Origin of the sequence: Marivirga sp. (genome assembly GCF_024636815.1) — a bacterium.
Lineage (GTDB): Bacteria > Bacteroidota > Bacteroidia > Cytophagales > Cyclobacteriaceae > Marivirga.
Genome location: NZ_JAGXGF010000112.1, coordinates 1 through 11,607 on the forward strand (window position 1 = coordinate 1; position 11,607 = coordinate 11,607).

General features: G+C 34.0%; 11 protein-coding genes and 1 tRNA gene. 6 read left to right on the forward strand and 6 right to left on the reverse strand.

The window, feature by feature from the left end; translation table 11 throughout:
* Positions 1 to 98: 98 nt before the first annotated feature.
* Together Q0L29_RS08740 and asnS are read right to left on the reverse strand one after the other, a co-directional pair.
* Positions 99 to 452 (reverse strand): four helix bundle protein, encoded by a 354-nt coding sequence (locus Q0L29_RS08740; RefSeq protein WP_296620887.1) that lies wholly within the window; start codon positions 450 to 452, stop codon positions 99 to 101.
* A 169-nt stretch (positions 453 to 621) separates the two neighbouring features.
* On the reverse strand, positions 622 to 2,073 hold the full coding sequence (gene asnS / locus Q0L29_RS08745) for an asparagine--tRNA ligase (protein WP_296620889.1): 1,452 nt from the start codon (positions 2,071 to 2,073) through the stop codon (positions 622 to 624).
* Between the two features lie 168 nt (positions 2,074 to 2,241).
* Between asnS and rpoN the strand changes: the two genes are divergently transcribed.
* The 3 genes from rpoN to Q0L29_RS08760 all read left to right on the forward strand — a co-directional run bounded on the left by rpoN (position 2,242) and on the right by Q0L29_RS08760 (position 5,082).
* Positions 2,242 to 3,672: an RNA polymerase factor sigma-54 gene (gene rpoN, locus Q0L29_RS08750; protein WP_296620891.1), complete on the forward strand. Its 1,431-nt coding sequence runs from the start codon at positions 2,242 to 2,244 to the stop codon at positions 3,670 to 3,672.
* Between the two features lie 104 nt (positions 3,673 to 3,776).
* Positions 3,777 to 4,289 carry a PA-phosphatase gene (locus Q0L29_RS08755; RefSeq protein ID WP_296620894.1) on the forward strand — a complete coding sequence of 171 codons (513 nt, stop codon included), beginning with the start codon at positions 3,777 to 3,779 and terminating at the stop codon, positions 4,287 to 4,289.
* Between the two features lie 13 nt (positions 4,290 to 4,302).
* On the forward strand, positions 4,303 to 5,082 hold the full coding sequence (locus Q0L29_RS08760) for an enoyl-CoA hydratase-related protein (protein ID WP_296620895.1): 780 nt from the start codon (positions 4,303 to 4,305) through the stop codon (positions 5,080 to 5,082).
* A 97-nt stretch (positions 5,083 to 5,179) separates the two neighbouring features.
* Here the strand turns inward: Q0L29_RS08760 and Q0L29_RS08765 are convergent.
* A tRNA-Arg gene (locus Q0L29_RS08765) sits at positions 5,180 to 5,253 on the reverse strand.
* Positions 5,254 to 5,430: 177 nt separating this feature from the next.
* Here Q0L29_RS08765 and Q0L29_RS08770 point away from each other — a divergent pair.
* Both Q0L29_RS08770 and Q0L29_RS08775 read left to right on the forward strand, forming a co-directional pair.
* Positions 5,431 to 6,201 (forward strand): porin family protein, encoded by a 771-nt coding sequence (locus tag Q0L29_RS08770; protein ID WP_296620896.1) that lies wholly within the window; start codon positions 5,431 to 5,433, stop codon positions 6,199 to 6,201.
* Between the two features lie 87 nt (positions 6,202 to 6,288).
* The gene (locus tag Q0L29_RS08775; protein ID WP_296620898.1) at positions 6,289 to 6,957 is read left to right on the forward strand and encodes a TlpA disulfide reductase family protein; all 669 of its coding nucleotides are present in this window, start codon (positions 6,289 to 6,291) and stop codon (positions 6,955 to 6,957) included.
* Between the two features lie 7 nt (positions 6,958 to 6,964).
* Here the strand turns inward: Q0L29_RS08775 and Q0L29_RS08780 are convergent, their stop codons facing one another.
* A complete protein-coding gene (locus Q0L29_RS08780) occupies positions 6,965 to 8,449 on the reverse strand; it encodes a S8 family serine peptidase (RefSeq protein ID WP_296620900.1) in 1,485 nt (494 codons plus the stop codon).
* 76 nt (positions 8,450 to 8,525) lie between these two features.
* On the opposite strand from Q0L29_RS08780, the gene Q0L29_RS08785 reads away from it, so the two are divergent.
* Positions 8,526 to 9,815: an aminopeptidase P family protein gene (locus Q0L29_RS08785; protein ID WP_296620902.1), complete on the forward strand. Its 1,290-nt coding sequence runs from the start codon at positions 8,526 to 8,528 to the stop codon at positions 9,813 to 9,815.
* 77 nt (positions 9,816 to 9,892) lie between these two features.
* Here Q0L29_RS08785 and Q0L29_RS08790 read toward each other — a convergent pair whose 3' ends face one another.
* Both Q0L29_RS08790 and Q0L29_RS08795 read right to left on the reverse strand, forming a co-directional pair.
* On the reverse strand, positions 9,893 to 10,567 hold the full coding sequence (locus Q0L29_RS08790) for a DUF6624 domain-containing protein (RefSeq protein WP_296620904.1): 675 nt from the start codon (positions 10,565 to 10,567) through the stop codon (positions 9,893 to 9,895).
* A gap of 172 nt (positions 10,568 to 10,739) precedes the next feature.
* The gene (locus Q0L29_RS08795; protein ID WP_296620905.1) at positions 10,740 to 11,432 is read right to left on the reverse strand and encodes a cyclase family protein; all 693 of its coding nucleotides are present in this window, start codon (positions 11,430 to 11,432) and stop codon (positions 10,740 to 10,742) included.
* Positions 11,433 to 11,607 lie beyond the last annotated feature (175 nt).

Below are 11,607 nucleotides of genomic sequence, written 5' to 3' on the forward strand. Positions count from 1 at the left end.
AACTCCTCGGTAAATCTAACCCTGTTCCTGATGCGTTTTCCCGTTTTTATCATAACTTTAATCGGTTAAAAACGGTCAACTTATTTCAGGGAATGACACTATTTAATCTTACTTCGGAAACTTACCATCATATTCATTAGATTATATGCTTGTTTATATTTTGTTTGAAATTGATTTTCGTCTATATATTTTCTTCTTTTTGCTTTATGCAAACAAGTTACAACTTCGGCAAGAGATCGAATGCTGTAACTTAGAAATTTTTTATATTCTGGAGCAGATTGTAAAATAGAGCCCTCAGAAATATTTAAAGCTATTGAATCAGAAGCTCTTCGAAGTTGTGAAGTTAAATTGAATACTTCATCTTTCGGGAAAGTTTTTGATAGATTATATAAATCTTCTCCAAAATCCATCGATATATGCCATATCCGAAGGTTCTCAAATTTAAAGCTCATGGTTGAAATTTAATGTAAAATACTAAAGTATTAAATCATATTAATCCAACCAACTAAATTTGTAACTTCAATCCCTTCATATTTTATGCAGATACGTACAAAAATTAGAGTACAAACCGGTCTGACCTTCGGTACACTGACCTAACTTCCTACTTCGAGCTTCCAACTTCTAGAACTCCGCATTATCTGGCGTTCTAGGAAAAGGAATCACATCTCTAATATTGCCCATGCCCGTCACGAAAAGCATCAATCTTTCAAAGCCTAAGCCGAAGCCACTGTGTGGGGCTGTACCGAATTTACGGGTATCTAAATACCACCACAATTCATCCTCTGGAATGTCCATTTCTTTCATTCTTTGGGTCAGCTTTTCAAGCCTTTCTTCCCTTTGAGAACCACCTACTATTTCGCCTATTCCCGGGAATAAAATATCCATCGCGCCTACCGTTTTATCATCATCATTTTGACGCATATAAAACGCTTTGATGTCTTTAGGATAATCAAATAAAATAACCGGCTTTTTAAAGTGCTTTTCAACCAAAAATCTCTCGTGTTCTGACTGTAAATCTGCGCCCCATCCTTCAATGATGTAATTGAATTTCTTCTTTTTGTTAGGCTTACTGTTTCTTAATATTTCGATAGCATCAGTATAGCTTACTTTTTCGAAGTCATTGTCTAAAATGAACTGCAATCTTTCCAGTAAGCCCATTTCTTGACGCTCGTTTTGAGGCTTTTGCTTGTCCTCATCATCAGCTCTTTTGGCTAAGAAGTCCAAATCATCTTGGCAGTTTTCTAAAGCATATTTTACAACATATTTTAGCATTTCCTCTGCTAAGTTCATGTTATCGTTCAAATCATAGAATGCCATCTCAGGCTCTACCATCCAGAATTCAGCTAAATGACGAGTAGTATTGGAATTTTCAGCTCTGAAAGTTGGTCCGAATGTATAAATTTCGCCTAAAGCCATTGCACTCAATTCACCTTCAAGCTGACCGGAAACCGTTAAATTGGTTTCTTTCCCAAAGAAATCCTGCTTATAATCCACATTTCCGTCATCAGTCATTGGGATTTTATCCAAATCGAAATTGGTAACATGGAAAGTTTCTCCTGCACCTTCTGCATCGTTGGCGGTTATGATAGGAGTATGTAAATTATAAAATCCTTTTTCATGAAAGAATTGGTGAATAGCAAAGGCCATTGAATGACGAATTCTGAAAACTGCACTAAATGTACTGCTACGCATTCTCAGATGAGCTTTTTCCCTCATGAATTCCATAGAATGCTTTTTCGGCTGTAATGGATATTTTTCAGGATCAGCTTTTCCTAGAACCTCAATACTTTCAGCTAATATTTCCACAGATTGACCGGTTCCCTGGGAAGCAACTACTTTTCCAACCACACTTATGGCAGCACCTGTTGTGATATCTTTTATGATATTTTCTGAGATTGTTTCCGGATCGGCTACTATTTGGATATTGTTGATAGTAGAACCATCATTAAGCGCAATAAAAAAAACAGGCTTACCACCTCTTTTCGTTCTTACCCATCCTTTTACATTTGCCTGTTGTTCAGTAGCTTCACTCGATAATAGTTTGTTGATTTTAATTCTTGCCGGAACAGTCATAAAATTATTGCGTTTATAAATGATAAAATTTAATTCGCCAAAATTCGATAATATTGGCTTTTTATCAAAGATATAATGTGCATATAATTGATTTTTTAATGCTTAATTCCAGAATTTAAAATAAATTTGAAGTAAGAAAGTTGGCACAATTTTTAGTGAAATAGATTTATGCAAAAATTAGTACTCTCACAATCCTTAGGGCAAAGGTTGTCCCCTCAGCAAATTCAGTTTATAAAACTGTTGCAGGTGCCTACTGCTGAGTTAGATACGAGAATTGAAGAAGAATTGGAGATAAATCCAGCTTTAGAAGAAGGGAAAGAAGAATCTGAGGAAGATAATTATGAGGAGGATTACGAAGAAGAAGTTACCGATGATTTTGATATAGATGATTACCTGCATGATGATGAAGCAGGTTATAGAATGCAAGGCGATGGTAATGGGCAGGAGGAAGAAAAAGAGATGCCAATTGCTATGGGCACTACTTTGAATGACCAATTGATGACACAATTAGGATTTCTTGGCTTAGATAAAAATCAATATAAAATCGGAAAACAATTAATCGGAAGTATTGAGAGTGATGGTTATATCCGTAGAGATATTAATGCGATTGTAAATGATTTGGCATTCTCTCAAAATGTTAATACTGATGAAGATGAGGTAGAAAGTGTATTGACTAAGATTCAGGATTTTGATCCCGCTGGAATAGCTGCCCGTAATCTAGAGGAATGCCTATTGTTACAATTAGAAAGAAAGCTTGACCAATCGGAAGCCGTTAAATTAGCTTATCAAATTATAGATGAATGTTTTGAGGAGTTTTCTAAAAAGCATTACGAGAAAATAGTAAAGAAGCTTAATATTGAAGACGAGTCGCTTTTTAAGGATGCTATCGATACAATCAAGCGATTAAATCCTAAACCAGGAGGTTCTGGTTCTGGTGCAGTGAAGACACAATTTTTAATGCCTGATTTTATTCTGACTCATCAGGATGGAGAAATGGTTATTACCTTAAATTCAAGAAATGCACCTGATTTGAGAGTAAGCCCATCTTATTCAGAGATGTTGAAAGCCTATGATAAAGGTGATAAAAAAGATAAGAAGTTAAAGGAAACAGTTGGCTTCGTGAAACAGAAATTAGATGCTGCAAAGTGGTTTATTGATGCTATAAAACAACGTCAATTTACACTTTTGAATACTATGCAGGCTATTTTAGAATATCAATATGAGTTTTTTAGAGAAGGTGATGAAAGTAAATTACGGCCAATGATCTTGAAAGACATAGCTGAAAAAATTGATATGGATATTTCCACTGTTTCCAGAGTGGCTAATAGCAAATCCGTACAAACTGAATTTGGGATTTATCCATTGAAGTTTTTCTTTTCAGAAGGTATAGCTACAGAATCAGGGGAAGATGTCAGCTCTAGAGAAGTGAAAAATACTTTAAGAGGGTTTATTGATAAAGAAGATAAAAGTAAACCACTTTCAGATGATAAATTAGAAAAATTATTAAAGGAAAAAGGCTATAAAATTGCCCGTAGAACTGTTGCTAAATACAGAGAGCAGCTTAATATTCCTGTTGCACGATTAAGAAAAGAGTTGTAGTGAATAAATTCTGGGCGCATTTCATATCTATTGTATTTCAACCCCTGCTCATTCCGAGTTACATATTTTTAGGTATATTGTTTTTTTTGCCTTACAGCTTAAATATGTCAGGGGATTTAGCTTGGCGTTTTATGTCCATGGTTTTCATGACCACTTTTCTAATTCCTTTGATGGGGATATTACTTCTAAAATTTACTCGTAATATCACTAATCTTAATATGGAAGATAGAAGAGAGAGAGTCTTCCCATTTTTGTTTAATGCCATTTTTTACGTAGCCACAACCTATCTTTTTTGGGAGAAATTTCGCTTTCCAAATTTGGTTACTGCAATTCTGTTATCTGTTACAATCAGCATAGTTATTTTAACTATAATTACAATATGGTGGAAAATAAGTGCACATGCCATTGCAATTGCTGGCGCTACAGGAATATATCTGGCATTGCTTCTAAAAGCTGAACCTTCAGAATTTTATTACGCAGTAGCTTTATGTTTTTTGTTTTGCGGATTGGTGGGAAGCGCCAGATTAAAATTAGCATCTCATGATAGTCGTCAGGTTTGGATTGGTTTCCTGATTGGGTTTTTTGTAAATTTCCTCACAATTTTGATATTCAATTAAAGAAAAATAAATAATGTACGAGTTTTTAAAATACGAGCTTCAAGATGGTGTTTGCACTATCACTTTTAATCGACCAGATTTTTACAATGCTTTTAATGATGGCATCAGTTATGAATTTCAAGATGCTTTAAAATCAGCTGGAAAAGACCAAGGAGTTAGAGTAGTAGTCATAACAGGAGAGGGGAAAGCCTTTTCTTCTGGTCAGGATTTGAAATCTGCTCGTGATGATGATGATAAAATGTTTTACAACTCCTTGGAAAAAAGATACAATCCAATTATAAGAGCAATGCGGAAATTACCTAAACCGATCATTGCTAGATTAAATGGAGTAGCTGCAGGAGCAGGTTGTTCTTTGGCCTTGGCTTCAGATATGATTATTGCGGCTGAATCTTCCAAGATGATTGAGGTTTTTATCAATATAGGTTTGGTGCCTGACTCTGGTTCTTCTTTCTTCCTTCCTAATTTAGTGGGTTATCAAAAAGCATTTGAACTATGTGCTATGGGAACTAAAATAACTGCTCAGGAAGCCTATGAATTGGGGATAGTAAATAAAGTAGTAAAAGATGATGAATTGGATGAAGCTGTAAAGTCTTACACTGATTATTTTGCGAAAGCTCCAACCAAATCTATTGGAATGATTAAGAAGATGCTAAACAAAGCTGCGACTTCTACTTTAGATGATATGTTGGAATATGAGAAATATTCTCAGCAAATAGCGGGAAGTTCAGAAGACTATAAAGAAGGAAAACAGGCCTTTTTAGATAAGCGTAAGCCTGAATTTAAAGGCAAGTAGAAAGGTTACCGATACCTTTAATATTGAACTTTAAATAAAAAATATGCAAATAAAAAAAGGGTTACAAACTTTAAGTTAGTAACCCTTTGATAATCAGTGACCTCGGCAGGATTCAAACCTGCAACCTCCACAGCCGTAATGTGGTGCACTATTCAGTTATGCTACGAGGCCATTTTTTAATTTTCGATATGCTTATAAATCTAAAAACAATATCTTTTCATCAACTACGTTTGCTAATGAGCTTGCAAAGGTAGAAAATATTTTCTTATAAGAAAAAGGAATTATTTATTTATCCTCTGCATAAAACGCTATCTTTGTCATTCGAAAGTAAAATTCAAAATATTACAAATGAAAAAACTATTCGCATTCACTTTAATTCTATTAACTGCGGCAGCTAGTATTAATGCTCAAAATTTGCAGGAAAAAAACACTTTTGGACCCAGGCCCAATTTAAAAGGTGATTTAACATTATCCTTTGGTTTAAATATGTTGTATAATAATGATGTAGAGGATTTAAACCTGAAAACTATTGGGAATAATGCTTTTAAAATTGGTTATATGTACCCAGTACAAATTTCTAATTCTAATTTTAGTTTCAATACAGGGGTTAATTTTTCATTCGATAAATTCGCATTTGAAGGTGATTCTACTACTTTAGGAGTTGTTTCAGGAGCAGATGAAATACGAAATGTACGTCTCCAAACTATAGGAAATGATTTGATAGGGGAGAATGGATTTGTTGAGAGTTCAAAATTTGAGACAAACTATGTTAATATTCCTCTTGAGTTCCGTTACTATTTCAACAAAGATAAAATTGATAATGGTGGACTCTTTTTAGCTGCCGGTGGTAGTATAGGGTATTTAATTAATGGTAAAACAAAAATTAAATATGTTGAGAATGAGCAAACGAAGAAAATCAAAAGGAAAGAAAGTTTTGAATTGAATCAATTCCGTTATGGAGCTCATTTTAGAATAGGTATAGCAGGATTTGGGGCTCATTTTGAGTATGATTTTTCTGAATTGTTTAACCCGGGAAGAGGGCCTTTAAATAATGCAGAGGAACCAGTAGCCACTCAAACGACCCCATTCAGATTTGGATTAAGTTTTAATTTATTTTAATATTGAAATAACAATTTAAGGTTATAATTTAATGAGAAGCATCTAAAATTTTAGATGCTTTTTTTATTACTTAAAATTCTACTTTCAATGAAGTACCAATATTTTTTTTTAGCTTTTACAGCCTTTCTTCTTTCAAATTGCACGACCAAAAAAGATGATAATTACTCATATAAATTGGAAAGTTTTGCTACATCCATGAGAGATAAATATGGTGTTGATTTTCATAAGAGAGTTGAATTTCATGAGTTAAATAGCTTTTCTGATTCCATTAATGGCTCGTATATAGGTAATTATAAATTTGAGGATTATTATGGTAATGAATTGGAGTTATTGACTGATTCAAAACCTATTTTATTAGAATCATTTGCTTCATGGTGTGCTCCATGCATTACCTCTATTCCTGCATTGAATCAACTGTCAAAAGATTATCCTGACGTTCGATTTATCATTTTAGCGCATGATACTCCTAATAAGCTAGAGAAGTACGCTAAACAGATTAATCCTAATATTCATTTAGTTCCTTCTGAAAACCAAGTTAATGCTAATCAATTTATAAAATTAGAAGTGGGAGAATTTCAGAGTGTTTTCCCATATCCAACAACATTTACAATTGACGCTAATGGTATTATCCAGAATGTATTAATAGGAGCTCCAAGGGCTGGTAATTTTGGAGGGATGACTATTTCTGAAAAAGAAGTTCATGAAGCAAATATACTTAGATTGAGCAGGGAGCTTGATAAATTAGTATCCAGGTAAATTAAATTCAGTTCCATTCAACTTCCAAAAGCAATTTATCTTGAGCCACAATAGTTGAAAACTTAGTTTTATCTATTTTTTCAACTACTAAGCTTGTTTGACCTTCTTCTATTTTGACGCTTTGCTGTTCTAATACATTCCAGGTATCTTTTTTATGAAATATCACAACTGTCTCCATTCCTTCAGGTAGCTCGATTTCAATATAATTCTGATCAGATTCAATAGATTTTAATTCTGACTTAACTTTTTCGTGATTTAAAAGGGAGATTATTTTTTTACTGTCAGGTACTCCATAACCCACATAGTTATTAGGACTTTCCGCCAAATGACTGCCTGATTTTATAATATTGATTACTTCAAGATTACTTAAGGTACTATCATACTCCCAAATACATGCGGCTAAACCTGTAATGACAGGAGCCGAAAAGGAAGTGCCATTTGCAGCGAAACAAGCTACATCTGGTTTAACATAATCTAGTTTATCAGGTCCAATGGAGGAATAATATATCTTAGACCAATCATCAAAGCGAACTGCACCAACAGTCAATACATCTTTTGCATCAGAAGGTAATGATAAAATCTCCCATTTGTTATGGCCGTCATTTCCTGCAGCGCTTACAATTAGCATTCCTTTTTCAGATGCCATTTGTGCAGTTTTGGTAACCATACTGCTTTTTCCGTCAACTTCCTTTTTGCTGTGGTTTTCTTTTCTTTTATCAAATCCATCAGTATAACCAAGAGAAGAATTGACTAAGCGAATGCCCATATCATAAAATAATTCAATAGCAGCTACCCAATAATCTTCTTCTAAACTCCTTTCTCTTATTCCATGATCTGTTCTTGCTAAATATAGCTCTGCATTTTCGGCCATACCGTATTTTATAGAAGTCCCATTATCCGAGCCTGTTATCATTCTTAAAACCTGCGTACCATGATCATCTCCGGCTATTCTTTTTCCATAAAATGGATCTGTATTTCCTTTCATAAGGTAGTCTTGAAAGAATTTTATTTGCTTATTTTTAATTAGATGTTTAAGAGATGTTTCAGCATCTGCATCCATAAATCCACCGTCAATAACTCCTATTTTTACATTTTTACCACTCAGCCTCATACTATCTGTAATATAATGAGCTTTAATTTGCTCCAAGGCGTAAGAATACTCAATGACTTCGGCTGTTTCGATTGATAATGCTTGAAGCTCTTTTTGAGGAGTAATAGTCTTGACAAAATGGTCATCAATTAAATTTTGAACGATGTTTTCATCTGTATAAATACTGACCACAGGATTCCATTTTGACTGATAAAGAAATTCTAAATTTTCAGGATATTTCTTTTTTAAACTGTCTTTTAAGAGTTCTATTTGCTGATTTTGGGCATTCAATTCTTCAATATGGAATTCTAACCAATACTTTTGTTGTGCTAAAACTGCAAATGAAAGCAGATAAAAAGGGATTATAAAGAAGAATGTCTTGAAAAAAGCCTGTTTTAACATGTTGAATGAGATAATAAAATGTAAATTTGAAATTTACGAAGCTTAAACGATTAATTTGAAATAAATAGTAATTTTTATGAGGTACAAAACTTTAGATTCATCCCTATATATAAAGAACCGCAAAAATTTCATGAAGCAAATGCCAGCTCGTTCATTGGCAGTTTTTAATTCCAATGATGTGATGCCTATGAATGCGGATGGCACTATGACCTTCTGGCAAAACAGTGATTTGTTTTATTTGACTGGTATTGATCAGGAAGAAAGCATTTTGGTTTTATTTCCAGATTTTGATAATGATGGCTGGAGAGAGATTTTATTTGTAACGGAGACCAATGAGCATATAGCTGTTTGGGAAGGGCATAAATACACTAAAGAGGAAGCTACTGCAGCATCAGGTATTCCTACTGTGATGTGGTTATCACAATTTGAAACGGTATTTAATACTTTAATGGCGGAAGCTGAGCAAGTTTTTATTAACACCAATGAACATATCAGAAATGCTACTCCTGTTGAAACAAGAGATATGCGTTTCATCAAATGGTTGCAAGATAGATATCCTGCCCATCAGTACAGAAAAGCAGCGCCTATTTTATATGATCTTAGAGCGATTAAGGATCCTCAGGAGATCACTCAAATGGAAAGAGCTTGTAAAATTACAGAAGATGCATTTAGAAGAACTTTAAAATATGTAAAGCCTGGTGTAAAGGAATATGAAATTGAGGCTGAAGTTTTGCATGAATTCGTAAGACAAGGTTCTAAAGGTTTTGCTTATACACCAATTGTGGCTTCCGGAGCAAATGCCTGTGTATTGCACTATATAGAAAACAAAGATGTCTGCAAAGACGGTGAGCTTTTATTAATGGATGTGGGAGCAGAATATGGTAACTATAATGCTGATATGACACGTGCAATTCCTGTGAACGGAAGATATACTCAACGTCAGAAAGATGTTTATAATGCCGTATTGAGGGTTATGAAGGAATGTTATAAAATCTTAAAGCCAGGGAACAGAATTCCTGAATATCATAAAGAAGTAGGAAAGTTGATGGAAAGTGAGTTATTAGGCTTGGGCTTATTGGATAAAACCGATATTAAAAATCAAGACCCTAAAAACCCAGCTTATAAAAAGTATTTCATGCACGGAACCTCTCACCACATTGGATTGGATGTTCATGACGTAGGAAATATTTACAGGGAGTTTGAGCCAGGTATGGTATTCACTATAGAGCCCGGAATTTATATTCAAAGTGAAGGCTTAGGCATTCGTTTGGAAAACGATGTGGTCATCACTAAAGATGGTCATCACGACATGATGGGCAATATTCCGATTGAAGTAGATGAAATTGAAGATATTATGAATAGCTAAAAGGAGAAAGCGATGGTTGTGAGATCATCGCTTTTCTTTTTTTAAAATGAGATGCTAAAGTATTATAACTTTATTTCCTACTGCGTTTTATAAACATATGGTTCTGTAACTCCTCTATTTATCATATTTTCTTTATTCATTTCAAAATGCATTTCAGACATCAAGTTCAAGTATTCTTCAATAGGTTCTAATCCAACTTCAGCTCTTCTTTTATTTACGTTTGCGCTGTCTTTTAGTGGCTTTGGAATTGCACGGCATTGGCTAGAGATATAGGTTACTTGCGTACCGTAAACTTGCTTTTTTCCAGTATTAAGCCTCACTCGATCGGTGAGTAATCCAAAATTTCTGGAATTGGCATTCCCATTGTCCACTTGTTTTTTTAGTTCTAAGAGCACCTTTTTCTGAAATTCAGGGTCAAAATCACAATGTTGTACTATTAGCCAAAAGCTAAAGGAACCTTTTTCTCCAACTAAGTCATATCCTGGGTAACCGTATTTATTTAAAATTTCTTCTGCTCTGGTTTTATTTTTTCTAAAAATGCTATCCTTAACTGATTGCCATTCGTTATTACTCAAATGTTCATATTGCTTAGGTTTAGAGTTTGCAGCTAGCTGATCAATTTCTTTTAGCTCTAATAATTCATTGGCTAATTCTTCATTAAATTCAACTTTTTGTTCTTTGTCACTTTTCTTTTCAGATGTACAATTAGTTAGTAGTAGTCCTAGTGAAATTATTAAAATTAATTTTCTCATTAATTAAAGGTTTAAATAGTTTGATTTTTAATGTGATTTAAGAGGTATTTATTTAAAATCATTTCATGATAATCTACTAAGGTAAGGATTTATTGATTTATGGAAAGGGTAGTAATATTTTATTAGGGTAATAATATTTTATTTGCGGAAATACTTAATTATATATAATATACTATTCAAAAACCACCACAGCTCTAACAGGAGAACCTGTACCACCACGGATTTTTAAGGGAAATGCGATAAAGCGAAATCTCCCTCTTCCAATTAGTTGGTGCAGATTGATCATATTTTCATAATGGGTAAAGCCCAATTCTCCACAAATGTGATGGACTTCTTTATTGGAAACTTTTCTAACACCTGGAGACATGGTTTCAACACCAAAAGCTGAAATTTTTTGCGCTCCTAGCCAACGGGCTGTTTCAGCAGAAATACCAGGACCATTTCCCCAATCTGTTTTATTAAAATGTTTTCTGTAATGATCCGTATAAAGGAGGACAGTATCACCCTTTTTGATTTCTACTTTAGCTTGTTTACAAGCCGATTCAACTTCATGAGGCTCTATTAATTCTGCTAGCTTTTTGTGCGAAAAATCTAAGCAAAACCCTTCTGTGTAAAACATTGATAAGGGCATTTTGTCAATAGATTGGCCTTCATATTGCTGAGCCATGTGATTGATGGCATCTACATGTGTGCCAGTATGCTCTCCAAGTTCTAGTTTATGAACGGCAGGAGTTCTTTTCTTTGGGTTTTTAATGCCAGCCCATTCTTCATGCGAATTATGGATTTCCATTTTAACCTGAGGAAGGTCTTTGAAAACAGGCATTCCCGCATAAATTTCTTTGCTTAGGTCGATGATTTCGGGCATTTCATTTCATTTTTTTAAATATACTTTTTACCATAAATGAATAAATATCAATGCTGTCCTAAATAATTCAAAATAGAGAGAAAAACCTAATCCTAGTTAAGTTTAGTCCATTTTTAGCCGTATTCAGGAAAAAGAACCCCCTGTATGCCTTGATTTTTTGTTTTAGGTGGATCAT

What these genes read in the sequence shown, in the direction of transcription:
- Q0L29_RS08740 (WP_296620887.1), bottom strand. Translation starts at nt 452, where the DNA reads ATGAGCTTTAAATTTGAGAACCTTCGGATATGGCATATATCGATGGAT.
- asnS (WP_296620889.1), bottom strand. Translation starts at nt 2,073, where the DNA reads ATGACTGTTCCGGCAAGAATTAAAATCAACAAACTATTATCGAGTGAA.
- rpoN (WP_296620891.1), top strand. Translation starts at nt 2,242, where the DNA reads ATGCAAAAATTAGTACTCTCACAATCCTTAGGGCAAAGGTTGTCCCCT.
- Q0L29_RS08755 (WP_296620894.1), top strand. Translation starts at nt 3,777, where the DNA reads ATGTCAGGGGATTTAGCTTGGCGTTTTATGTCCATGGTTTTCATGACC.
- Q0L29_RS08760 (WP_296620895.1), top strand. Translation starts at nt 4,303, where the DNA reads ATGTACGAGTTTTTAAAATACGAGCTTCAAGATGGTGTTTGCACTATC.
- Q0L29_RS08770 (WP_296620896.1), top strand. Translation starts at nt 5,431, where the DNA reads ATGAAAAAACTATTCGCATTCACTTTAATTCTATTAACTGCGGCAGCT.
- Q0L29_RS08775 (WP_296620898.1), top strand. Translation starts at nt 6,289, where the DNA reads ATGAAGTACCAATATTTTTTTTTAGCTTTTACAGCCTTTCTTCTTTCA.
- Q0L29_RS08780 (WP_296620900.1), bottom strand. Translation starts at nt 8,449, where the DNA reads ATGTTAAAACAGGCTTTTTTCAAGACATTCTTCTTTATAATCCCTTTT.
- Q0L29_RS08785 (WP_296620902.1), top strand. Translation starts at nt 8,526, where the DNA reads ATGAGGTACAAAACTTTAGATTCATCCCTATATATAAAGAACCGCAAA.
- Q0L29_RS08790 (WP_296620904.1), bottom strand. Translation starts at nt 10,567, where the DNA reads ATGAGAAAATTAATTTTAATAATTTCACTAGGACTACTACTAACTAAT.
- Q0L29_RS08795 (WP_296620905.1), bottom strand. Translation starts at nt 11,432, where the DNA reads ATGCCCGAAATCATCGACCTAAGCAAAGAAATTTATGCGGGAATGCCT.